This window comes from Pseudomonas sp. P9_2, from assembly GCF_034008255.1.
GTDB lineage: Bacteria > Pseudomonadota > Gammaproteobacteria > Pseudomonadales > Pseudomonadaceae > Aquipseudomonas > Aquipseudomonas synxantha_A.
The window spans coordinates 3,066,125-3,088,490 of the sequence record NZ_CP125376.1; the positions used below are offsets into that span (position 1 = coordinate 3,066,125).

The 22,366-nt window shown below is 57.2% G+C and carries 20 protein-coding genes and 2 pseudogenes; 16 read left to right on the forward strand and 6 right to left on the reverse strand.

Features of this window, described 5'->3' with window-relative positions; genetic code table 11:
- The first annotated feature begins 3 nt into the window (after window positions 1-3).
- The 7 genes from fadD2 to QMK52_RS13675 all read left to right on the forward strand — a co-directional run bounded on the left by fadD2 (window position 4) and on the right by QMK52_RS13675 (window position 10,624).
- Window positions 4-1,692, forward strand: coding sequence for a long-chain-fatty-acid--CoA ligase FadD2 (gene fadD2, locus QMK52_RS13645; protein ID WP_005790757.1), 1,689 nt, complete (start codon window positions 4-6; stop codon window positions 1,690-1,692).
- An 832-nt stretch (window positions 1,693-2,524) separates the two neighbouring features.
- Complete coding sequence (gene fadD1, locus QMK52_RS13650) at window positions 2,525-4,216, forward strand: long-chain-fatty-acid--CoA ligase FadD1 (protein ID WP_005790755.1); 1,692 nt, start codon at window positions 2,525-2,527, stop codon at window positions 4,214-4,216.
- 180 nt (window positions 4,217-4,396) lie between these two features.
- Window positions 4,397-5,185 (forward strand): SDR family oxidoreductase, encoded by a 789-nt coding sequence (locus QMK52_RS13655; protein WP_005790752.1) that lies wholly within the window; start codon window positions 4,397-4,399, stop codon window positions 5,183-5,185.
- A gap of 299 nt (window positions 5,186-5,484) precedes the next feature.
- Window positions 5,485-6,837, forward strand: coding sequence for a 3-phosphoshikimate 1-carboxyvinyltransferase (gene aroA / locus QMK52_RS13660; protein WP_005790750.1), 1,353 nt, complete (start codon window positions 5,485-5,487; stop codon window positions 6,835-6,837).
- 64 nt (window positions 6,838-6,901) lie between these two features.
- Window positions 6,902-7,681, forward strand: coding sequence for a phytanoyl-CoA dioxygenase family protein (locus QMK52_RS13665; protein ID WP_005790748.1), 780 nt, complete (start codon window positions 6,902-6,904; stop codon window positions 7,679-7,681).
- Window positions 7,682-7,695: 14 nt separating this feature from the next.
- Window positions 7,696-9,426 carry a thiamine pyrophosphate-binding protein gene (locus tag QMK52_RS13670; protein ID WP_005790746.1) on the forward strand — a complete coding sequence of 577 codons (1,731 nt, stop codon included), beginning with the start codon at window positions 7,696-7,698 and terminating at the stop codon, window positions 9,424-9,426.
- Window positions 9,427-9,436: 10 nt separating this feature from the next.
- Window positions 9,437-10,624, forward strand: coding sequence for a multidrug effflux MFS transporter (locus QMK52_RS13675; protein ID WP_005790744.1), 1,188 nt, complete (start codon window positions 9,437-9,439; stop codon window positions 10,622-10,624).
- Window positions 10,625-10,685: 61 nt separating this feature from the next.
- Here the strand turns inward: QMK52_RS13675 and QMK52_RS13680 are convergent, their stop codons facing one another.
- Window positions 10,686-11,063, reverse strand: coding sequence for a hypothetical protein (locus QMK52_RS13680; protein ID WP_005790741.1), 378 nt, complete (start codon window positions 11,061-11,063; stop codon window positions 10,686-10,688).
- A 197-nt stretch (window positions 11,064-11,260) separates the two neighbouring features.
- Between QMK52_RS13680 and QMK52_RS13685 the strand changes: the two genes are divergently transcribed.
- The 3 genes from QMK52_RS13685 to def all read left to right on the forward strand — a co-directional run bounded on the left by QMK52_RS13685 (window position 11,261) and on the right by def (window position 13,118).
- Window positions 11,261-11,446: a CsbD family protein gene (locus tag QMK52_RS13685; RefSeq protein ID WP_005790739.1), complete on the forward strand. Its 186-nt coding sequence runs from the start codon at window positions 11,261-11,263 to the stop codon at window positions 11,444-11,446.
- A 179-nt stretch (window positions 11,447-11,625) separates the two neighbouring features.
- Window positions 11,626-12,582, forward strand: coding sequence for a YihY/virulence factor BrkB family protein (locus QMK52_RS13690; protein ID WP_005790736.1), 957 nt, complete (start codon window positions 11,626-11,628; stop codon window positions 12,580-12,582).
- Window positions 12,579-13,118 carry a peptide deformylase gene (def, locus tag QMK52_RS13695; RefSeq protein WP_005790734.1) on the forward strand — a complete coding sequence of 180 codons (540 nt, stop codon included), beginning with the start codon at window positions 12,579-12,581 and terminating at the stop codon, window positions 13,116-13,118. Before QMK52_RS13690 ends, def begins: the two co-directional genes overlap by 4 nt.
- Before the next feature lie 130 nt (window positions 13,119-13,248).
- Here def and QMK52_RS13700 read toward each other — a convergent pair whose 3' ends face one another.
- Window positions 13,249-13,662 (reverse strand): GNAT family N-acetyltransferase, encoded by a 414-nt coding sequence (locus QMK52_RS13700; RefSeq protein WP_122733650.1) that lies wholly within the window; start codon window positions 13,660-13,662, stop codon window positions 13,249-13,251.
- Window positions 13,663-13,964: 302 nt separating this feature from the next.
- On the opposite strand from QMK52_RS13700, the gene QMK52_RS13705 reads away from it, so the two are divergent.
- The 6 genes and pseudogenes from QMK52_RS13705 to QMK52_RS27410 form a co-directional block, all read left to right on the forward strand.
- Window positions 13,965-14,894 (forward strand): fatty acid desaturase, encoded by a 930-nt coding sequence (locus tag QMK52_RS13705; RefSeq protein WP_005790730.1) that lies wholly within the window; start codon window positions 13,965-13,967, stop codon window positions 14,892-14,894.
- Between the two features lie 9 nt (window positions 14,895-14,903).
- Window positions 14,904-15,695, forward strand: a complete 792-nt coding sequence (locus tag QMK52_RS13710; RefSeq protein WP_320404179.1) for a phosphate/phosphite/phosphonate ABC transporter substrate-binding protein — start codon at window positions 14,904-14,906, stop codon at window positions 15,693-15,695.
- A 109-nt stretch (window positions 15,696-15,804) separates the two neighbouring features.
- Window positions 15,805-16,296, forward strand: a complete 492-nt coding sequence (locus QMK52_RS13715) for a sigma-70 family RNA polymerase sigma factor (protein ID WP_005790727.1) — start codon at window positions 15,805-15,807, stop codon at window positions 16,294-16,296.
- A 47-nt stretch (window positions 16,297-16,343) separates the two neighbouring features.
- On the forward strand, window positions 16,344-17,357 hold the full coding sequence (locus QMK52_RS13720) for an ABC transporter substrate-binding protein (protein ID WP_005790725.1): 1,014 nt from the start codon (window positions 16,344-16,346) through the stop codon (window positions 17,355-17,357).
- Between the two features lie 204 nt (window positions 17,358-17,561).
- Window positions 17,562-18,338, forward strand: a pseudogene (locus tag QMK52_RS27405) (PAS domain-containing protein); the annotation flags it as partial.
- Between the two features lie 117 nt (window positions 18,339-18,455).
- Window positions 18,456-18,881: pseudogene (locus QMK52_RS27410) on the forward strand (methyl-accepting chemotaxis protein); the annotation flags it as partial.
- Between the two features lie 123 nt (window positions 18,882-19,004).
- Here the strand turns inward: QMK52_RS27410 and QMK52_RS13730 are convergent.
- The 4 genes from QMK52_RS13730 to QMK52_RS13745 form a co-directional block, all read right to left on the reverse strand.
- A complete protein-coding gene (locus QMK52_RS13730; protein ID WP_194439020.1) occupies window positions 19,005-19,502 on the reverse strand; it encodes a hypothetical protein in 498 nt (165 codons plus the stop codon).
- 136 nt (window positions 19,503-19,638) lie between these two features.
- On the reverse strand, window positions 19,639-20,061 hold the full coding sequence (locus QMK52_RS13735; RefSeq protein ID WP_122733657.1) for a hypothetical protein: 423 nt from the start codon (window positions 20,059-20,061) through the stop codon (window positions 19,639-19,641).
- 143 nt (window positions 20,062-20,204) lie between these two features.
- Window positions 20,205-21,614 (reverse strand): MFS transporter, encoded by a 1,410-nt coding sequence (locus QMK52_RS13740; protein WP_122733658.1) that lies wholly within the window; start codon window positions 21,612-21,614, stop codon window positions 20,205-20,207.
- 9 nt (window positions 21,615-21,623) lie between these two features.
- Window positions 21,624-22,361, reverse strand: coding sequence for an NAD-dependent epimerase/dehydratase family protein (locus QMK52_RS13745; protein ID WP_194439018.1), 738 nt, complete (start codon window positions 22,359-22,361; stop codon window positions 21,624-21,626).
- Between the last annotated feature and the right edge of the window lie 5 nt (window positions 22,362-22,366).

The window sequence follows — 22,366 nt, forward strand, 5'->3', positions numbered from 1 at the left end:
ATAATGCAACCTGATTTCTGGAATGACAAACGCGCGGCGGGCGTTCCCAATGACATCGACCTCACGACCTACAAGTCGGTGATCGAAGTTTTCGAGCGTTCCTGCAAGACCTTTGCCGACCGTCCGGCGTTCAGCAACATGGGCATTACCCTGACCTACGCCGAGCTTGAACGCCAAAGTGCGGCGTTCGCCGGTTACCTGCAACAGCACACCGACCTCAAGCCTGGCGAGCGCATCGCGGTGCAAATGCCTAATGTGCTGCATTATCCGGTTGCGGTATTCGGCGCATTGCGCGCCGGGCTGATCGTGGTCAATACCAACCCGCTGTACACCCCTCGCGAGATGCGCCACCAGTTCAAGGACGCAGGTGTGCGGGCGCTGGTGTACCTCAACCTGTTCGGTTCGCGAGTGCAGGAGGTCTGCACCGACACCGAGATCGACTACTTGATTGAAGCCAGGATGGGTGACTTCATGCCCGCCGCCAAAGGCTGGCTGGTCAACACTGTGGTCGACAAGGTGAAGAAGATGGTCCCGGCCTACCACCTGCCACGGGCCGTGTCGTTCAAGCGTGCGTTGCGCATGGGCGCGGGCCTTGGGGTGACGCGCCATCCGGTAACCCTGGAGGACATCGCCGTGCTGCAATACACCGGCGGCACCACCGGCCTGGCCAAGGGCGCGATGCTCACCCATGGCAACCTGGTGGCGAACATGCAGCAGGTGCGGGCGTGCATGTCGCAACTGGGTGAAGACGGCCACCCGCTGATCAAGGAAGGGCAGGAGGTCATGATCGCACCGCTGCCGCTGTACCACATCTATGCATTTACGGCGAATTGCATGTGCATGATGGTGTCCGGCAACCACAACGTGCTGATCACCAACCCACGGGACATTGGCGGCTTTATCAAGGAGCTAAAGCAGTGGCGGTTCTCCTGCCTGCTTGGGCTCAACACCCTGTTTGTGGCGTTGATGGACCACCCGGATTTCAAGAGCCTGGATTTCTCCCATCTCAAGATCACCAACTCCGGCGGCACCGCTCTGGTCAAGGCCACGGCGGAACGGTGGAAGGCGCTGACCGGTTGCTCCATCGGCGAAGGCTACGGCCTCACCGAAACCTCACCGGTGGCCAGCACCAACCCTTACGGCGGTCTATCGCGCCTGGGGACCGTAGGTATTCCGGTGCCGGGTACGGCGATGAAGGTGATTGATGATGCAGGGCAGGAACTGCCGTTGGGCGAACGTGGCGAGCTGTGCATCCAGGGCCCGCAGGTGATGAAGGGATACTGGCAGCAACCCCAGGCCACCGCCGAAACCCTGGACGCTGAAGGCTGGCTCAAGACCGGTGACATTGCCGTGATCGACACCGACGGCTATGTCAGCATTGTTGATCGCAAGAAAGACCTGATTATCGTCTCCGGCTTCAATGTCTATCCCAACGAAATCGAAGATGTGGTGATGGCCCACCCGGCCGTAGCCAGCTGCGCGGTGATCGGCGTGCCGGACGAGCGCACGGGGGAGGCGGTGAAGCTGTTCGTGGTAGCGCGAGCCCAAGGGGTGAGCCTTGAGGAGCTGAAGGCGTACTGCAAGGCCAACTTCACGGGGTACAAGGTGCCCAAGCACATTGTGCTGAGGGAGTCTTTGCCGATGACGCCGGTGGGGAAAATTCTGCGGCGTGAGCTTCGCGACATCGCCTGAATTGAAATAGGGTACAAAACTGTGGGAGCTGGCTTGCCTGCGATAGCAGTGTTTCAGTCACCTGTTGAATTGACTGATCCACCGCTATCGCAGCATGGGTATCTACACAACTCTGACGTAGCAACCATCAGTAACCACGATGCGAAGCGAGCCGCTCTTGATCTTGCTCTTGATCTGCTTTTGATCTGAGGCGCTCCGTTAAACCACGCTGGCCGGAATTCGACAGGGATTTGGGGCACACCGAGCCTGAGCGAGGTGCCGAGTGGTGGGGCGAAGGCCTTTTGCTTACTTTTGGGCCTCTCCAAAAGTGAGTCGCTGTAAGAGCGAAACCATAAGCGGCCGTTACCGCAGCAACGGATATGTACTCGGTCTGATCCAACATCCTGGTCGGCTGTCAGGCCGCCTTCGCAGGCAAGCCAGCTCCCACATTTGGATCGCGTCGCATCATTTAGATAGTCGGTGGCTGTCAGGCCGCCACGGGAGCAAGCTCCCTCGCCACAGGTTCAGGGCCATGCCAAAGTTGTGTAGATACCCATGGCTATCGCAGGCAAGCCACACACAGTGTATTTTTCGCCCTTGAGAGCCTGTTCCAGAGCCATTTCTGGCGTTATAGAATTTTTGCTCTAAAAGTGACCATTGGATATTCTTGAGTCATGTTTATGACTGTAGGGCCCTCTTTTGGCTCTAGGCGGCCCTCGGCAAAGCTGCTACTCTCGGCGCGCTTTGTGACGTCTCGGCCTGCTTGAAAGCGCCAGATTCACCTAAAAACATACACCAATAATAATCGCATCAAATGCGATGATGAATTCGCGTCGCTGAGGAGTGGGCTTCCATGAATGAAGACTTTTGGAAGGATAAGTACCCCGCCGGGATTGCTGCACAGATCAATCCAGACGAGTATCCGAATATTCAGGCGGTACTGAAGCAGTCCTGCCAGCGCTTCGCCAACAAACCGGCTTTCAGCAACCTGGGCAAGACCATCACCTACGGTGAACTCTACGAATTGTCCGGGGCATTTGCCGCGTATCTGCAACAGCATACCGACTTGAAGCCTGGCGATCGAATCGCCGTGCAACTGCCCAACGTCCTGCAATACCCGGTCGCCGTGTTCGGCGCCATTCGTGCCGGCCTGATCGTGGTCAACACCAACCCGCTGTACACCGCGCGGGAAATGGAACATCAATTCAATGATTCCGGGGCCAAGGCCCTGGTTTGCCTGGCCAACATGGCGCACCTGGCTGAAAAAGTCGTGCCCAAGACCGCCGTCAAGCATGTGATCGTCACTGAAGTCGCCGACCTGCTGTCGCCGTTCAAGCGCCTGCTGATCAACAGCGTGATCAAGTACGTGAAGAAGATGGTCCCGGCCTATCACTTGCCCCAGGCCATCACGTTCAATGACGTGCTTGCCAAGGGCCATGGCCAGCCGGTGAATGATGTCAGCCCGGCCAGCAGCGATGTGGCAGTGTTGCAATATACCGGCGGTACCACCGGTGTGGCCAAGGGCGCGATGCTGACCCACCGCAACCTCGTCGCCAACATGCTGCAATGCAAGGCGCTGATGGGGTCCAACCTCAACGAAGGCTGCGAGATCCTGATCACACCGCTGCCGCTGTACCACATCTATGCCTTCACCTTTCACTGCATGGCGATGATGCTGATCGGCAACCACAACATCCTGATCAGCAACCCGCGTGACCTGCCGGCGATGGTCAAGGAACTGTCGAAGTGGAAGTTCAGCGGGTTCGTCGGCCTGAACACCCTGTTCGTGGCGCTGTGCAACAACGAAGCCTTCCGCAAACTCGATTTCTCCGCGCTCAAAGTCACCCTGTCGGGCGGCATGGCCCTGCAATTGGCGGCCGCCGAGCGGTGGAAGGCCGTGACCGGCTGTGGTATCTGCGAAGGCTACGGCATGACCGAAACCAGCCCGGTGGCCACGGTGAACCCGATCCAGCATATCCAGATCGGCACCATTGGCATTCCGGTACCGTCCACAGTGTGTAAAGTCATCGCCGACGACGGTACCGAGCTGGCGCTGGGCGAAACCGGCGAGCTGTGCGTCAAGGGCCCACAAGTCATGAAGGGCTACTGGCAGCGCGAAGACGCCACCGCCGAGATGCTCGACAGCGAAGGTTGGCTGAAAACCGGTGACATCGCGATCATCCAGCCAGACGGCTATATGCGCATTGTCGACCGCAAGAAGGACATGATTCTGGTCTCGGGCTTCAACGTCTACCCTAACGAACTGGAAGACGTACTGGCAGGCCTGCCGGGCGTGTTGCAGTGCGCAGCCATCGGCGTGCCGGACGAGAAGTCCGGAGAGCACATCAAGATCTTCATCGTGGTCAAGCCAGGCGCCACCCTCACCAAGGACCAGGTGATGGAGCACATGCGCGCCAACGTCACCGGCTACAAGGTGCCCAAGGCTGTTGAGTTCCGTGATGCGTTACCTACAACTAACGTCGGCAAGATCCTGCGGCGTGAATTGCGTGATGAAGAACTGAAAAAGCTGGGTGTGAAGAAATAGCCCGGTAAAGCGTGTTTGCCACAATTGAAAAGTACCCCTCGCTGAGGGGTATTTTTTTGCCTCTGGCGCGGCGTAATGCCCGGCTTGTCACTCCACGGGCTTGTGTGATATCGACTAATAACGACGCACGCTCGCTGAATACGCGACGCTTGCAAGTTGACGGCTGATCGAGGAGTGATGATGGACTTAGGGATTAGAGGTAAATGGGCTGTCGTCTGTGCTGCCAGTAAAGGGTTGGGTTATAGCTGTGCCCAGGCGCTTGCGGACGAGGGTGTAAACATCGTGATTAACGCACGGGGCGCGCCTGACTTAGAGGCTGCCGCACAGCGCTTGAAACTCGGAAATCCTGAGGGAGAAGTCATCACGGTGGTAGGTGATATTACTGACCCTTCGATTCGCCAGGCATTGGTCGATGCTGCCCCGCAAGTTGATATATTGATCAATAATGCCGGGGGGCCCAAGCCTGGGAACTTTCGTGAGTGGACCGATCAAGAGTGGCGTGCAGCAATTGATACCAATATGTTGGCACCTATCGAACTCATCAAGTCAGTGATCGATTCCATGGCAGGTCGAGGCTTCGGCCGGATAATCAATATAACTTCCGGCGCGGTTAAATCGCCCCTGGATGCATTGGGGCTTTCAACCTCAGTCCGATGCGGGCTTACCGGTTTTGTGGCGGGCTTGGCGCGTCAGAAAGACTTCGCATCGAGAAACACCACGATCAATAATATTCTGCCCGGTGCGTTCAAAACCGAGCGATTGGAAAATACCTTTCAAGTGGCGGCAGAGCGTTCAGGAAAAACAGTGAACGCTATGGCTGAAAGTCGACTGGCAACCATTCCGGCGGGGCGCTTTGGTGACCCGGCTGAGTTCGCTGCATTGTGTGCTTTTTTATGCAGTCATCAGGCTGCCTATGTGACCGGTCAGAACATCCTTATCGACGGCGGCGCCTACCCGGGTATCTTCTAATGGTTAGCCAAAGATGTCGTTGTGCCATATGAAATAGTAGAATTTTTAAAATTTAAACCGCCAGCGATGGCGGTTTTTTTATGGGTTTCGCTTTTTTTTGTGTGCCGTAACGGATTGAAGTAAAACGAAAAAATTCAATGAGTCATAGATTGGATCCAATCTTATTCCATTTTGTTATTTGAAACGCGTTAAACCCTAGGATAGGTTTTTAGTGGTTGTAACAAGATATTTCTGTCGCGTCGGTGAGCGTAATGCCCGCTCGCCGATCACATTGGATCTACTGTCTTAGGGAGCAATGCATGTCGACCCAAAAACGCTTGAAAGTCTTTCCTACCTCATCGATCGGCACTATCGCCACCATCCCCTCCTCAAAACCTGAAACACAACGGGCAATTATTGCCGCCAGCCTCGCCTCGGGAACTTCTTATATTTACAATGACCTTCGTTGCCTTGAAACCGAAACAATGAAAAAGGCATGTCGTAGTATTGGTGCAATTATCGAGGAGCAACCAGGCAGGTTAGTGGTAACTGGCACAGGCGGCTTGATCAAGCCTGAAAAGAAGGTGATCGACGCTCTAGGCTCCGGGTTGGTATTTCGAGTGTTTGCTGCGTTGACGTGCTTTACAACGACGCCGGCGGTTATTACCGGCGATGAAGTTCTGCGGGGGCGTGTCATGGAGCCTTTGTTTGTCGCCCTGGAAGGGCTGGGGGCTCATATTTCATGCATCAACCACAGTGGCAAGGCCCCGATTGTGAACTGGGGTGGTTATAAAGGGGGAGAGTGTACGATTGAGGGCAATATCAGCTCGCAATTCATCACCGCGATTCTGTTCTGCGCCCCCCTCGCCAAACAACCTACGGTGGTGAATATCCGCGGTGAAATTCTGTCGCTTTCGTATATCAAGCAGACTTTGGAAACCCTCAGCACTGCGGGGATCAGCTATGACGTGAACGCTGACTATTCACAGATTACGGTGTATCCCGGCCACTATCGCAGCGCGAACTATACGATCGTCGGTGACTACACCTCATCGTCCTATCTGATCGCGGCCGGCATCATCTTTCCGGGCGAGTTGACGCTCAAGAACATGAACAGCAAGAGTTTGCAGGGCGAGCGTGCGATTCTCAAAGTGGCCGAGGCGCTGGGCGTCAATGTTGAGTTCAATGACGCTGCCAATGAAGTACGCATTGTTAATAAGTTGGCTGAGTTAAAAGGCAAGTATCATTTCGATGCGAGTGATTACCCCAATATTGTGCCGACACTGGCGGCGATCGGTGCTTATGTGCAGGGTGAGTTCAAAGTGACCGGCGGCTCCATTACGCGCTTGCACAAGTCGCCACGCATTGAGGCGATGGTGACCGAGCTGGTGAAAATGGGTGTGGACATACAGCCGTTGTTTAAAAACGGCGTCTACGATGGCTTCGTTATTCGTGGTGAACCGAGTTACGCCGGTGATGCAGTGTTGTCAGCCTGGGGTGACCATCGAATTTTCATGTCATTGTTTGTGGCTTCCTTGCGGTGCCAACAGCTTAATGAGTTGGATGGTTATCAGGACGTTCATTGTTCCTTTCCGGATTTCTTCCAGGAATTTGAACGTCTGGGCGTGTCGTTTGAAGAAAGCTCGACAGCCGCCAAGCATGTTGAAGTCTGACTTACTATCTTTGAATTAAAGGGAGGGTGGCCTGGGTCACCCTCTATATAACGGATTATAGATCATGAACTTTCGAGAAAAGCTTGAACGGGATGGGTACGTCGTTATTCCAGGAGTACTCTGCAACGAGCAGGTGGAAAAGTTGCGTAAAACGTATGTCAATAGTTTGGCAGAGACCGAGCAGAGCACGCTGTTGCCAACGGCGTTTCTGCAATTTAGTGATATGGTCAATGCACTGCTCCATCCTGGTGCTATTCAGGCGATAAAGGATATTTTTCAGTCGGATTTTTCGCTGTTACCGAATTTTACGGTGCGCGAGAGCGTTTATATACCATGGCACAATGATGCGTACTTTCTTCCCGACGAAGTGATTTCGCCTAGCGCATTTCCCGAATTCTTACAGTGTGCTTATTATCTTCAAGATAATGATCCTGTGTCGGGCGGCGGCATCACCTTACTGCCGGGGTCGCACAAGCTCAGTAAAGATGAAGTCAAGATCAGGCTCGCCGAACCGGTAAAATTCGAGCGCACGATCATGAGTAAGGCCGGCGATCTGGTTATTTGGGATAATCGAGTAACTCATCGCAGCAGTGCGCCGGATCAGACGCCTGTGGAAACAAAGCTGGCCATTCAATGGACTGTTTCTGCTTCGACCAAACATAACGCATCCTACATTACCTACCTGCGTGCCCGGGCTGAGCGCAGCCTGCATGTTTCGGACTATTTGCCCAACAGCCCCAAGCCATATTTTGCCGATATGCCCAATGTGCGCTACCCCTCTTCTTTTTCACAAGATGCCGTGTTGAAGATGAAGGGCGAGAACATCACATTTATCGAGATCTGAACAGGGGGTTTGCAATGGAATTGCAAAGTACTGGCGAAACCGGTGCACATTACATTCTTCGCCAACTTCAGTCTTTGGGGGTTACGCACTTCTTCATGGTGCCTGGCAAGTTGATCAATGCGTTTATGCGTTGTTATCCCAGTGATGGCTCTACAACGCTTGCCATTGAACCGGTGGTTACAGCGTGTGAAACAGGCGCGTCCTATATGGCCGAAGGCTATGCGCGTGCCAGTGAAACATTCGGGGTGTGCCTGGTGATAGGCGGGCCGGGTGTTACCAACGCGCTGACCGGGATCGCTTCCGCTTACACGGACCACCAGTCGGTCTTGCTCTTGTCGGGCCAGATTGCGTCATCGCTGGAAATGCAAAACGTGCTGCAGGACGGGAGCCAAACCGGCGTGAATCTGTGTGATGTATTCAAACCCATCACCCGCAGTGCCCTCGAGGTCAAGGCAGGGCAACCCTTGTCGGCGTTTTTGCGCGAATCGGTGCGGTTGTTGAAAGGCATGGAAAAAGGCCCGACCTACTTGGCCGTCAGCAAGGAAGCACTGTACGAGAAATCCACGAGCCGCGCCGATATCGCTGCCAACGTACTGGAGTCGTGGAGCAACCAAGCGCTTGCCGTTGAAAAGATCAAAAGCGCGGCGATCAAGGCCGTGTTCAAGCGCTCGACCAATCTCGTCATTCTCGCGGGGCTACGTTGCAAAAACTCCAAGGTTGGCGCTGCGCTCCTGGCATTTTCCGAGCGCTTTTCGATTCCGGTCGCGACCACCTTGAGCGCCAAAGGACTGTTCCCGGAGGACCATCCCAACGCCTTGGGCGTTTACGGTTATTCGGGAAACAAGCGCGCTATCGAGGCGTTCAAGGGCGGTGTGGACGGTGTGATTCTCCTTGGGCTCGATACCACTCAATGGAGCACCATGCTCTGGTCCCATGAGCTAAGGCCTCAATTTGGCGCGATCCAGGTGGATGAGAACCCAGATTATCTGGGACGGTATCTTGGTATTGATCACGGCGTGGTGGCGACGGGGGAGGGTTTCCTGAGGCTGGTCAGCGAGGTTCACGCACAAGAGCTGGAGGCCAGCCAGGAGAGTCGCTCCAGGTGGTCGAATGATCTTCAACGGGTGCCGCTGCATTACCCCGTCGATGCCAAAGCTACGGGCAATCTTGCCGACCATCCCGCCGCCTATATCCCGGTGCTGCAAGCGTTTTTCCCCAGTGATGGCGTGGTGTGTGTCGATTCGGGCTCCCATCGATCCTTCTTCGGCCACTACTGGACTGCGCGGGGGGCGGCGGCCTATTTATCGGCAACCACATTAGGCCCGATGGGCTGGAGTATCCCGGCAGGCATCGGTGCAAGTTTCGCCCGCCCCGAGGGCAAAACCATGGTGATTACCGGTGATGGCTGCATGCTGATGCAGGGCCTTGAGCTATCGACCGCCGCGAAACATGGGTTGAATATCGTCTTCGTCGTTTTCAATAACCGGTCCTATTCGGCAAGTTACTTCAATAACAAAGACAACTTAGCCGCGCTGACGCAAATTCCCGATTACAACTGGTGCCTGTTTGCCCAGAGCCTGGGCGTGAGTGCGACGTGCGTGGACTCGCCACAGGCCTTGCAAGATTGTATTGAAAGCATCATGAGCACCGCCGCCCCTCATCTGATTGAAATCAAATGCGACGGGCGACATACCACGCCCAACAGCGAATACGGCACACGCTTGAAAGACCATCCATTACTGTAAGGAGCCTGTCGTGAATTCTAGAATGGTGATCACCAACTCCTGCCTGATCCTGGTATTGGGGTTGTTTTCCATTGACTTGTACAACCCCGCCTTGCCGGAGATTGCACGGGTATTTTCGGTAACTGACGCGCAGTCCCAAAACCTGGTGGTCTTCTATCTGGCAGGCTTTGCACTGTCCCAGTTGGTGTATGGGCCGATCTCCGATAGAAAAGGGCGGGTACCGGTGATTATGGTCTCCCTTGCCCTCGGCGCCTTGGGCAATTACCTGACGTCGACGGCGGACAGTATTCAGGCGCTCTATCTGTTTCGTTTGTTAACAGGCATCGGTGCTGGCGGTTGCCCCGTGATAAGCCGGGCAATATTGAGCGATACGTTCAAAGATAAAACCGAGTTGTCCAAATCGCTGACGGTGTTCTCCATGGCGTCCCAGGTCTCGCCTGCGCTTGCGCCGGTACTGGGTGGTTTTATAACTGCTGCACTTCCTTGGCAATATAATTTCTACGCATTGACCCTGATCACGCTGCTCGGCGCCGTATTTATCAAGGCCACACTGGTTGAAACAGCTCCGCTGCAGGGCGTGCCTTCCAAACGGCTTGAGGGTTTCAAAGTGCTGCTGCGCGACTTCAACTTCATGGTTTACAGCCTGGTCTCTGCGGTACTGTTTGCGATCACCATCGGCTACTTCACCGCGAGCCCATTCATCTATCAATTGCAGTTCCATCTGCAGAGCCAGGAAAATGGCCTGCTGTTCGTTGGCTACTCTGCGGGTATCGTCTTGGGTTCTTACCTGACCAAGCGTTTTTTGAATCGTTACTCGCCTGAGCGCATCCTGATGACGTCCTTGGTGGCGCTGACGGTGTTGGCGGCGCTCGCTCCGCTGGTTCTCCAGGCATTCAAGTTGGTCACGGCCCCGGCGCTGGTGGCGTATGGCTTTTTGGTAGCTCTCGGCTGTGGCCTGTCCTCACCCTTGTTGTTGGGGATCAGTCTGCATGGCCAGGCAAAACATGCCGGTACCGGGAGTGCGCTGCAAGGCGCGATCAAGATGGCGGGTGCGGCACTGGCGCTGTTCTTTTTCTCTGAGGGGCACACCAGCACCGCCATGGGGCTGATGATGGGGATACTGGTCATGTCGCTGTTTTGCCTGTTCGCCATCGCCCTGGCTCAGCGTATTGCCGGCCGGTCAGTGGCAACCGCCTGAAAGTGCGCGAGAGTGTGACTGCTGGTATAGCAGTCACGCTCTCGCCGGTTAGGGGCGATGGTTACAGAGTGAACTGGGCAAAGCTCACGCCGGCACCCGCCGGGCGCACATCCTTGAGGAACGAGTCCTTGTCGGCACTCAGTTCCAGGGTAATCTCCGGCTTGCGCTTGCCCGCATTGCGTACCACCAACCCTTCCAGCTTTTCGCGCAGAAACACAGTCGGCACTTTCAGGTGCAACAACTGGTCCGTCTCGGCGTTATGCATCAGCAGATGGATCCACTCGTACTGGCCCACGGCAATCCGCGCAACGGGCAGGTCGAACCACCAGATATTGCGCTTGTGGTCCAGGTCGGTGAAATGGCAGTTGTTGACGCCGAGTACGGCACCGCCCAGTTCCTGGTTTCTGCGGGCGATAGCCTGTGCTTTATTGAGTTTCATAACCTTCCTACGGGATCTGTTATTCAGCGTTGCAGCCTGAATGTGCCGGGCATTCTCGTGGGTTGGCCGCAAAACATAAAGCCAAACCTGCGGCAGGCGATAAAATGCCTCGCGAAAATAATTGAAACTCTGCCGAAGCGTCCTGGGTCAACCTCTACGTAATGACCAAAACCCTCGATTGTTCCAGGAGAAATACCATGAGCAGCACATCGGATAAGGCAAAAGGTTTGGCGAACGAAGCGGTCGGCAACATCAAGCAGGGTATCGGCAAAGTCACGGACAACGACAAACTGCGTGCAGAAGGCGTGATCCAAGAGAAAAAAGGTGAAGCGCAGCAAGCAGTCGGGAAAACCAAGGACGCGGTGAAAAAAGCCACCGAATAAGGCGTTCTGCTGGTTTTGCCCAGCAGTATGGCGGCCATCCACGGATGGCCGTTTTTGTGTGAACTGTTGCAACTAAATTTTGGAAATTGTTTCAAAGTCGCCAAATGGGCTACTTTGATGTAGAAAACGGCCCCTGAGTCGCCCACGAACTCAACCTCTTTGCGGCGAAAGGAGACGCTATGATTTTTCCGGTACTCGATGGTCTCAAGCTGCATAAGGTGCTGATACGCACCGTCACGGAATTCGTCGATGACGAGATGCCTACCTACGCCTCGGCACTGGCCTATCAGATGCTGTTCTCGTTGTTTCCCTTCCTGCTGTTCCTGATTGCCCTGATCGGTTTCCTGCATCTGCCGGACTTCTTCACCTGGCTGCGCTTGCAGTCGGAGCTGGTGTTGCCGCCCCAGGCGCTGGAGCAGGTCAACCCGGTCATCGACCAGTTGCAACAGTCCAAGGGTGGCTTGCTCTCGGTAGGTATCGTCATCGCGCTGTGGACCGCCTCTGCGGGCGTACGTTTGATGATGAGCGCGATGAACGCCGCGTACGACGTGGTCGAAGGCCGGCCGATCTGGAAGCGTTTTCCGCTGTCGATTTTCTACACCGTCGGCATTGCCGGCATGTTGCTGGCCGCCGCTGCGCTGATGGTGCTTGGCCCGCAGGTCATGGAATGGCTGGCCGGGCAGATCGGCATGCAGGAGTTCGTCGTCACCCTGTGGACCATCCTGCGCTGGCCATTGATCGTGATCCTGCTGATGTTCGCCGTGGCACTCATGTATTACGTGATGCCGGACGTCGAGCAGAAATTCCGCTTCATTACCCCAGGCTCGGTGTTGGCCGTGGTGGTGTGGATTGTGGCTTCCCTGGGCTTTGGTTATTACGTCAAAACCTTCGCCGACTACAACGCCATGTATGGCAGCATCGGCGCGATCATTGTCCTGCTCCTGTACTTCTATATTTCCGCCGCCGTGTTACTGCTGGGTGCGGAGATGAATGCCGTGATCGAACACATGTCAGCCGAAGGCAAGGACCCAGGTGAAAAGGAGTTTGACGAACCCGGTCATACCGATGAAAAACAGCACGTCTCGGGCCTAGGCCGGGACCACTCCAAGCCCACCCCTGAAGAAGTGCCACGATGATCCGTGAAATCCTGAAAATGGGCGACGAGCGCCTGCTGCGTATCGCTCCGCCGGTGCCGCCGGAAATGTTCGACAGCCCCGAGTTGTGGCAACTGATCGACGACATGTTCCAGACCATGGAACATGTGGGCGGTGTTGGCCTGGCTGCACCGCAGATTGGTGTCGACCTGCAACTGGTGATCTTTGGTTTCGAAGCCAGCGAGCGCTATCCGGAGGCGCCGCCGGTACCGCAGACCATCCTGATCAACCCGCTTATCACGCCCCTGAGCCCGGTGCTGGAAGAGGGCTTCGAAGGCTGCCTGTCGGTGCCCGGTTTGCGCGGCGCCGTGAACCGTTACCAGCAGATCCGCTACGAAGGTTTCGATCCCAAGGGCGAGCCGATTGTGCGTTTTGCCGACGGCTTTCATGCGCGGGTGGTGCAGCATGAATGTGACCATTTGATCGGTCGGCTGTATCCGTCGCGGATCACCGATTTCAGCAAGTTCGGGTTTATCGAAGTGATGTTCCCGGAGTTGGATCCGACAGCTGACGAATAAACACCAGGCTTCCTGAGGTCCCAATGTGGGAGGGGGCTTGCTCCCGATAGCGGTGGACCGGTCGACATTTCAGCGACGGACACTCCGCTATCGGGAGCAAGCCTCCTCCCACATGTTTATCCGGCATCATTCAGGTGATTGAGAACCCCATCGCAATCATCGGCTTGTTCCGTTTGTAGCGCACCAACCGCTCGCTGAGGGACTGCGGCAGCAGCGTGTCCTGACTGAACCCCATACGCTGATACAACCCCTCCAGGTCCGGATGGCACAGCAGCCACACCGTACCCTCCACTCCGGCTACCGCCTGTTCAATCAAGCGCGCCGCCAACCCCTGGCCGCGATAGGCCGGGTCGACAAACACCCCCGTCAGCCACTGCCCACCCACCACCGGGCTCAAGCATAAGCCGGCCACGATCTCGCCATCGCGAGCTACCCACAAACGGCCGCCCTTGAGGGCCTTCATCGAAGAGTTGTGGCTGCGGTAAAACTTGTTCAGCAGCGGCCACAGGGGCTCTGCCAGCGGTTCGATGTGCAATGGGGGCATGGGGTTCAGACAAGCGTTATCCAGGGCCGGGGATTATAAGCGCCTTCTGCCGGGCAATAGGTGGTATACCCAGTGCTACATCCCCTGTTAGTGGAGCACGCATCATGGCCAAAGGTATGGATTCAAAGAAAGCCGCGAAGAAAAAGCCGGCAAAAACCGCGGATGAAAAACGCGCCGACAAGAAGACCAAGAAATCCGAAGCCGGCCTGTTCGGTCACTGAGTTACAAGCTTAGAACCAAACAATCTGCAAGATTTTCCCGCCTCATTGCACAGAGCAGGAAACACCTGCTCTGAGCTGCCGATGGCCAACTACCTTGATCTGACCCACCGCCGGGAAATCGAAGCCCTGGCGACGACCTTTGCCGCAAGAACCGAATGGCCGACCTGGTTGCTGTTGATCGGTGTATATGCCGGTTGGTTCGCCGTGATCCTTGGCAGCCAGTGGCTAGGCCTGTTGCTGAGCACACTGTTGCTGATCCCGATCGTCACGCTGTGGCTGTCGGTGCAACACGAACTGCTCCACGGCCACCCGACCCGTTCGTTGTTGCTCAATAAACTCCTCGGCTATGCCCCTTTCGCGGTGTGGTTTCCCTACACGCTGTACCGCGACAGCCACCTGTTGCACCACAACGACGACGACCTGACCCTACCGGGCATCGACCCTGAAAGCCGCTACCTCAATCAGCAGCAATGGGACAACAGCTCGCTGTTCGAACGTGGCGTGCATTGGTTGACCAAGACCGTGCTTGGCCGCTTCCTGCTGGCTGCGCCGTTGGCCATTGGCCGGTTGGCCCGTCACGAGTTTCAACGCCTGCCCCAGGCATGGCCGATGTGGCTGGCCCACGGCGCCATCACTGTGCTGATGCTGAGTTTCATAGCCTGCTACAGCGCGCTTGCGGTGTGGCATTACTTGCTGCTGGTGAGTGTGCCGGCCTTGTCCCTGGCGTCGATCCGTTCCTACTATGAACACCGCCCACACCTGCAACCGGAGCAGCGCACCGTACTCAACGAAGCGTCCTGGCCATGGTCCTGGTTATTTCTCAACAACAACTTGCACCTGGTGCACCACGACTTGCCGAAACTGCCCTGGTACTTGCTGCCCACGGTCTACCGCGCCCGGCGCGAGCAATGGCTGATGCGTAGCGGCGGCTTCCTGGTGCAAGGCTACGGCCAGTTGATCAGCCGTCACGGCTTCAAGGCTATCGATAGTCCCCGGCATCCTTTTGCGTGAGAGATGTTCATGAGTGACCACTACGCCGAACTGCTGATGTATGTCGCGCCCGAACCTATCCAGCAGGCCAACCAGCAGTGGCTGACGCGCATCCTCGAACGCCTGGGCGTGCAGCGGCTCAATGCCGATCACCTTGACCTGCCCAGCCTATGGCTCGCGCCCGAGTTGCTCGTGACCCAAACCTGTGGCTATCCACTGATGACCCAACTGCGCGGCCAGGTCAGCGTGATTGGCCGCCCGCGCTATGAACTGCCCCACAGCAGCCACGGGCAACATTGCAGCCTGCTGCTGACTCGCGACGACAACCCACGCCAGACCCTGGCACAGTTCTACAACAGCCGCGGCGTGATCAACGGCCACGACTCCAACAGTGGCATGAACCTGCTGCGTGAGCGTCTGGCGCCGCTGCACCGCGATGGGCGTTTCTTCGCCTCTGTTGCCATCAGCGGCGCTCACCGCGAGAGCCTGCGCTGGCTGCGCGAAGACCGTGCCGACCTCGCTGCCATCGACAGTGTGACCTACGACTACCTTGCCCGTTTTGCCCCACAGGAAGTGGCGGGGCTGCGCATCATCACCCGCAGCGCGCCGAGCCCGACCTTGCCCTACATCGGCCCGCTGGGCATGAGTGACAAGCAGGTGGCCGAGATTCGCCAGGCAATGAATCAGGCGTTGCTGGCGTTACCGGAGATTGCCCAGACACTGGGCGTGCAGACCGTGCTGCCGGCCAGTGAAGACGACTACTACGTGCTGCTGGACTACCAGCAACAGGCAGCAAATGCTGGCTACGTGAAAATTCAATAAAGTTATATAAGGAAGACTTTTAAGTATTATTAAAGAATAAGAGGCTTTGCTAGGATCGCTCCACCGGAACACCGGACATAACGCGCAACCTACTCAAGAAGGAGCCACTATGTCCGGCGCCGACACTGCTCACAGCGACTACGTGGGCACATTGTTCCGCAGTCATTACGCGTGGCTGTGCAGCCGCTTGCACGGCCATCTCAAATCGCGTGCACACGCCGAAGACATCGCCGCCGACGCCTTCGCCCAGCTCCTGGGTGCTTCCGGCTTAGCGCCGATCCTTCAGCCCCGCGCCTTGCTGACCACCATTGCCCAGCGCCTGATCTACCAGCTTTGGCGTCGCCGTGACCTGGAGCGCGCCTATCTCGACTGCCTGGATTACGACGAAACCGCCAGCACGCTCTCTGCGGAAGACCTGGCGCAACAGCTCGAAACCTTGCAGACCATCGACCAGTTGCTCGATCGCCTGCCGGCCAAGGTCAAGTCGACCTTTTTACTCTCGCGCCTCCATGGTCTGACTTACCCCGAGATCGCCGCCGAATTGGGGATATCCCAGCGTTCGGTCAGCGACTACATGGCCCGCGCCGTCAACCGATTCTGAATACCGCATCGATCACGTGTTGTGACCGACTGACCAAGAGGCAATCGATGAAAAAACTGAAAAACCTGCTGGGTAGTTCGCTGCTGGCACTTACCGCCCTGGCCCAGCCGGCAATGGCCACCGAAGCCGGCAAACCCATCCACTTCGGCGATATCACTTGGGAAAGCGGCAGCCTGATCACCGAGCTGCTGCGCCTGATCGTCGAGAAGGGCTACGATCTGCCCACCGACACTTTGCCCGGCAGTACCGTGAGCCTGGAGGCGGCTCTGGCCAAGGACGATATCCAGGTGATCGGCGAAGAGTGGGCCGGGCGTAGTCCGGCGTGGGTCAAGGCTGAAGGTGAAGGCAAAGTGTTCGGTCTGGGTGACACGGTCAAAGGCGCCACCGAAGGCTGGTGGGTGCCCGAATACGTGATCAAGGGCGACGCCGAGCGCGGTATCAAGCCGCTGGCGCCGGACCTCAAGTCGGTGGCCGACCTGGCGCGCTATAAGGACGTGTTTCGCGACCCCGAAGACCCAAGCCGTGGACGTTTCCTCAACAGCCCCACCGGCTGGACTTCGGAGATCGTCAACAGCCAGAAACTCAAGGCGTATGGCCTGACCGACAGTTTCGTCAACTTCCGCACCGGGTCCGGCGCGGCATTGGATGCCGAGGTGGCGTCGTCGATCCGGCGCGGCAAACCGGTGTTGTTTTATTACTGGTCGCCTACACCGCTGCTGGGCCGTTTCAAGCTGGTCAAGCTGGAGGAGCCCGCGTTCAACGCCGAGGCCTGGAAAACCCTGGCTGACGCCAACCATCCACACCCCATTGGCACTCGCTCGTTGCCCGCGCACCTGGCCATTGGCGTGTCGGCGCCGTTCAAGGCGCAGTATCCGCAACTGGTGGCGTTCTTTGAAAAAGTCGACTTGCCGATTGATCTGCTCAACACCACCTTGGCGCGGATGAGCGAGAAACGTCAGCCGCCGCGCCAGGTTGCGCTGGCGTTCCTCAAGGAACAGCCGCAAGTCTGGCAGCCGTGGGTGCCGGCGGATGTAGCTGCCAAGGTAAAGGCTGGTCTGTAAGCGAGATTTGCGCTGCCAGCGCCCTGCTGGCAATGCTGGCTGATTAGTGGCCTTGCATAGCGCCAACCCCTGTCTATGCTCACCCAGGACCGTTAATGATGCTTGGCCTATAAAGCGTTTTGAATGGTTATTTCCCCGTGAAGGTTTACCAACACAAGAATGGAATGCGCCGTTCAGGCGCCGGGACTCAAGGGTGATCTGACCATGTTCAACCGCCAGCACAAATCCGACCTTCAAGAAATCCAGCGTTTTTCCTGTGCCCTCACCGAAGCCAATGCCAAGCTCGCAGCCATCAGCCGTTCCATGGCGATGATCGAGTTTGATCGCACAGGCGTGATCCTCGAAGCCAACGAAAATTTCTGCAAGAGCATGGGTTACAGCATCGATGAGATCCGCGGTAAACATCACCGCATTTTTTGCGATGAGGCCTACACCCACACCGACGAATACAGCAAATTATGGCGCGACCTGGCGCGGGGCGAAGCGCTCAGCGGCACCTTCATGCGTTTGAACAAGCACGGTGAAGAGGTATGGCTTGAAGCTAGCTACATGCCGGTGCTGGATAGCGACCATCAGGTGCGAAGTGTGATCAAGGTGGCGTCGGATATTTCCGCGCGAGTACACCATGAACACGAGAACCAAAGCCTGATCGACGCCATCAGCCGCTCCATGGCAGTGATCGAGTTCACCCCACAGGGTCAGATCCTCAACGCCAACGACAATTTCCTGCGCACCGTGCAGTATTCACGTGAGGAAATCATCGGTCAGCACCACAGCATGTTCTGTCATCGCAATGAAGTGGAGTCGCCGGCCTACAAGGCATTCTGGGCCTCGCTCAATCGTGGCGAATACCACTCCCATCGCTTCGAGCGTAAAAACAAATACGGCAAGACCCTGTTTCTGGAGGCGTCCTACAACCCGATCTTCGATACCAATGGGCGCCTGTACAAAGTGGTGAAATTTGCCAGCGACATCACCGACCAGGTCACCACCCTGCGCACCGCCGCTGATTCGGCCCACGCCACCTCCGTACAAAACGACGCCTGCGCCCGCAAGGGCTCGCAGGTGGTGCAGCAAACGGTACAGATTATCGAGGCCATCTCCAGCGACTTGAACCAGGCTGCCCACAGCATCGATGCGGTCAACAAACAGTCCGACATCATCGGCGCCATCGTGCAGACCATCCGCAGCATTGCCGAACAAACCAATATGCTGGCGCTCAACGCCGCGATTGAAGCGGCGCGGGCTGGTGAGCATGGACGTGGGTTCGCAGTGGTGGCCGATGAAGTGCGCAGCCTCGCGGCCCGCACCAGCCAGGCGACGGTGGAGATAGTGGAGGTGGTGCGCAAGAACCACGACCTGTCATTGAGTGCGGTGACGAGCATGCAGTCGAGCTTGAGCCGCACGGGGCTTGGGGTGGAACTGGCCAACGAAGCGGGGCAGGTGATCCTGGAGATCCAGGAAGGCTCGCGGCATGTGGTGGATGCAATCAGTCAGTTCAATTCGACGCTGCAACTGCAATAGCAGCAAAGCCGTCTGTAGGAGCGAGCTTGCTCGCGAAAAACTCAAGAACGCCGCGTTCATTCTGGATGTGCGCGTCATCGTTGACGACCTTCGCGAGCAAGCTCGCTCCTACAGGGGATGGCCTTAGATTGCAGCCAGGGTTTCTTTGACTGCCTGTGCCTGCGGGTCAGCCGTCTTCGCCGCTACCTGTTGCTGTTGCTGCTGCTGGAGCCGCTCGGACACTTGCTTGGCAAACGCGTTTTGTTCCTCCACCGGCAGGGCGTTCAGTTCCTCCAGGGTCAGGCCCCGTTCTTTGAGCAACTGGTCGCGGATGCGCTCGGCCGGGGTCTTGGTCATGTAGTCGGTGAACTCACTGCGTGCTGACCCGGCAGCGTTGCTTGCCGGTACATCGCTATTGGGCGCCGTGGCTTGCAGTTGCACACGGGTCTTGGCGAAGGCCTCGTCGATACGGTCGCCGGCCTTGTCCAGCGCCTTCTGCGCTGCCGGTAGCGTGACGCTTTGCTGCGCAACTTGCAGGGCACCGCTGTAAAGCGCGCTGGCGGCGGCGTTGGCGGGGTCCATGTCGGGGCGCTTGAGTTGCTGGACGGTCGATATGGCTTGAGTGTTGTTGTTAACCAGCATGATCGGTCACCTGTGCAAATGGTCGGTGCGACAGCTGGAGCAAAAAGTGTGCCGACGATCCAACACAGTAGCGGCGGGTAGGCGGACGCTTCAGGCGGCAAGCGATGACCGCGTAGAGACCAATCGTTGCCGCTGGCTAGCTGTTTTGTACGGTGCGAATATCAAACGAGCCATTGAACGAATGGTCCGTGCCTTCGACATCAGCAGTGATTTCGAAAGTGCCGGCTGCATAGCCTGTATTCCCGTCATAGCTGCGCAAGTCAAGCGTGCCGCTCTTTGCACGGTAGGAGGTGCGATGGCCGAAGGCTGTTTCTCGGAAATAGCTGACGTTAACGTCTCTTGGCCAAGGTTGAGGCACGGTAATCGGACCTGGGGGCTGATCCTTGGGAAAGTCGATTTGAATGCCAATAAAGTCGCCACCCTGACTGGGCTGGCGTCCATCCAGGGCGATCCAGCGTCCGGTACTGGATTGGCGATACACGACGTTGCTGGTATCTATTTCACCTTCGAACCCTGTGGATTTAAGCCATCCTGCTGAAGCGTGTTCGCTCTGGTCCATGTTCAATCCGGGTTACCTTCCAATGGCGGCCCACCACGGGAACGCCTGGTCATCAGTAAAGCGGCAATGGGGCATTACGATCTACTGTCAAAGTTGACAGTAGAGTCACTCCACTGACGGACGGTATCGAGCGCCGACGGTGGTCAATGGGCAATATTTTCCAACGCCAGATTACGCGTACGCGGCCCGAACCAACTGATGGTGATCATCACGATCAACATGCTGCTGGCGATAAATGCCAACACCCCCGGCGTGCCTAAGTGTTCGAGGATGAAACCGATCAGCAAACTGCTGAACACCGTAGACAAGCGGCTGAACGAATAGCAGAACCCCACCGCCCGTGCGCGGATATTGGTGGGGAACAATTCGCTCTGGTAGGAGTGGTAACTAAAACTCAGCCAGGCATTGCAGAAGGTGATCATCACCCCGCAGAACACCAGCCCCAGCGCGGTGGTTTGCAGGGCGAACAGGCTACCGAATATCACGGCGCCCATGGCCGAGCCAACGATCTGCCATTTGTTTTCAAAGCGGTTGGCCACCTTCACAAACAGCAACGGCCCCAGCGGGTAGGCGAGGGTGATGATAAAGGCGTACATCAAGCTGTGCGTCACGCTCACGCCCTGGCCCGACAGCAGTGCCGGCAACCAATTGCCAAAGCCGAAAAAACCGATGGCCTGGAACACATGGAACACGATCAGCATCAAGGCGCGGCGCCGGTAGGGCGGTTGCCAGATATCGGCGAAACGCCCGCTGCCCTGAACGCTGATGGCTTCGGGTTGCGGCTCATCCAAGGGCTTGCCGTGATCTTTCAGGCAGCGTACTTCCAGTTTGTCCATGATCGCACCGGCTTCTTCGAAGCGGCCTTTCTGCGCCAGCCAGCGGGGTGATTCCGGCAGGCGCTTGCGCAGTTGCCAGATAAACAGCGCAAACACTGCGCTGCTCAACACCACCCAGCGCCAGCCGGAGATGCCGAACGGCGCCTGGGGCACCAGCCACCACGACATCAAGGCCACAGCCGGCACCGATAGAAACTGGATAAAAAACGCGAAGGCAAACGCCGAACTGCGCATGCGCTTGGGCACCAGTTCCGAGAGGTAGGCGTCGATGGTCACCAGTTCGATGCCCAGGCCTATGCCCACCACAAAGCGCATGCAGATGATGCCCAGGGCGGAGGTTTGAATACCCATCAGCACCGTGGCGACGGTGTACCAGATCAATGCAAAGGTGAAGATTGCCCGGCGTCCGAAGCGGTCGGCGATGGGGCTGAGCAGGCTGGCGCCGAGGAACAGGCCGAGGAAGGTCGCCGAGGCGAACGCGGCCTGGTCCGAAAAACCAAACACGCCCTGGCTGCCGGTATGGAAAATGCCGTCGCTGATCAGCCCGGGGCTGATATAGGCGGTCTGGAACAGGTCATACAGCTCGAAAAAACCGCCGATGGACAGCAGCGCCACCAGGCGCCACACGGTGGCCACGGCGGGCAGGCGATCAATGCGTGCGCTGATATGCGCGGCGCGGAGTGGGTCGAGGCCGTCGGTGGTGGATTGGGCGGGCATGGTGAAAACTCAGTAAGTGATGGGGATTTCAAATACCTGGAACGCATCATCCAGCGGTTGATAGCCCAGCACACGTGTGGTTTCGCTCAAATCCAGACGCTTGAAGCGGTTGTTGGAAATACCGTGGGCGATCAGGTGCTTCACGCCGACGGCTTCCACTGAGCGTTGCAGCAGTTGCACGGCATCCCGCGGGCTGAGCCAGGCGCTGAGGTCGCGGGCGTTGTTCAGGTCGTGGGTTTCGGAGAGTTCAAAGGCACCGATACGCAGGGCGATGGTCGACAGCGGCGTCTTGGCTGCGTAGTAGCCACACAGGGCCTCGCCGTAGCATTTGCTTACGCCATACAGGTTGGCGGGCATCACCGGCATACCGGGGGTGATCTGGCGATCCACCGGGTAGCCTTCGATGGTTTGCGCGCTGCTGGCAAATACCAGACGCTGCACGCCGGCGGCCACGGCGGCTTCGAACAGGTAGGTGGTGGCGAGGATGTTATTGGGCAGCAGTTCGTCGAACGAGGCGCTGGCATGGGGGATGCCCGACAGATGCACGATCACATCGATGCCTTCGAGCAGGGTCGCCAGGCTGGATTTATCGCTGAGGTCGGCGTGTACGAAGCGGTGTTCACCCAGGTCGAAATCCGGCGCGATGCGGTCAGTGAGCGTGAAGCAGTAGCGATCTTTCGAGGCCTGGAAAAATGTCTTGCCGATTCTGCCGCAGGCGCCGGTGAGTAGTACGTTGAGTCCGTTCACGTGGT

What these genes read in the sequence shown, in the direction of transcription:
- QMK52_RS13670 (WP_005790746.1), top strand. Translation starts at nt 7,696, where the DNA reads ATGGAATTGCAAAGTACTGGCGAAACCGGTGCACATTACATTCTTCGC.
- QMK52_RS13685 (WP_005790739.1), top strand. Translation starts at nt 11,261, where the DNA reads ATGAGCAGCACATCGGATAAGGCAAAAGGTTTGGCGAACGAAGCGGTC.
- QMK52_RS13690 (WP_005790736.1), top strand. Translation starts at nt 11,626, where the DNA reads ATGATTTTTCCGGTACTCGATGGTCTCAAGCTGCATAAGGTGCTGATA.
- aroA (WP_005790750.1), top strand. Translation starts at nt 5,485, where the DNA reads ATGTCGACCCAAAAACGCTTGAAAGTCTTTCCTACCTCATCGATCGGC.
- fadD1 (WP_005790755.1), top strand. Translation starts at nt 2,525, where the DNA reads ATGAATGAAGACTTTTGGAAGGATAAGTACCCCGCCGGGATTGCTGCA.
- QMK52_RS13715 (WP_005790727.1), top strand. Translation starts at nt 15,805, where the DNA reads ATGTCCGGCGCCGACACTGCTCACAGCGACTACGTGGGCACATTGTTC.
- QMK52_RS13720 (WP_005790725.1), top strand. Translation starts at nt 16,344, where the DNA reads ATGAAAAAACTGAAAAACCTGCTGGGTAGTTCGCTGCTGGCACTTACC.
- QMK52_RS13705 (WP_005790730.1), top strand. Translation starts at nt 13,965, where the DNA reads ATGGCCAACTACCTTGATCTGACCCACCGCCGGGAAATCGAAGCCCTG.
- QMK52_RS13680 (WP_005790741.1), bottom strand. Translation starts at nt 11,063, where the DNA reads ATGAAACTCAATAAAGCACAGGCTATCGCCCGCAGAAACCAGGAACTG.
- QMK52_RS13730 (WP_194439020.1), bottom strand. Translation starts at nt 19,502, where the DNA reads ATGCTGGTTAACAACAACACTCAAGCCATATCGACCGTCCAGCAACTC.
- QMK52_RS13710 (WP_320404179.1), top strand. Translation starts at nt 14,904, where the DNA reads ATGAGTGACCACTACGCCGAACTGCTGATGTATGTCGCGCCCGAACCT.
- QMK52_RS13735 (WP_122733657.1), bottom strand. Translation starts at nt 20,061, where the DNA reads ATGGACCAGAGCGAACACGCTTCAGCAGGATGGCTTAAATCCACAGGG.
- def (WP_005790734.1), top strand. Translation starts at nt 12,579, where the DNA reads ATGATCCGTGAAATCCTGAAAATGGGCGACGAGCGCCTGCTGCGTATC.
- QMK52_RS13700 (WP_122733650.1), bottom strand. Translation starts at nt 13,662, where the DNA reads ATGCCCCCATTGCACATCGAACCGCTGGCAGAGCCCCTGTGGCCGCTG.
- fadD2 (WP_005790757.1), top strand. Translation starts at nt 4, where the DNA reads ATGCAACCTGATTTCTGGAATGACAAACGCGCGGCGGGCGTTCCCAAT.
- QMK52_RS13665 (WP_005790748.1), top strand. Translation starts at nt 6,902, where the DNA reads ATGAACTTTCGAGAAAAGCTTGAACGGGATGGGTACGTCGTTATTCCA.
- QMK52_RS13740 (WP_122733658.1), bottom strand. Translation starts at nt 21,614, where the DNA reads ATGCCCGCCCAATCCACCACCGACGGCCTCGACCCACTCCGCGCCGCG.
- QMK52_RS13655 (WP_005790752.1), top strand. Translation starts at nt 4,397, where the DNA reads ATGGACTTAGGGATTAGAGGTAAATGGGCTGTCGTCTGTGCTGCCAGT.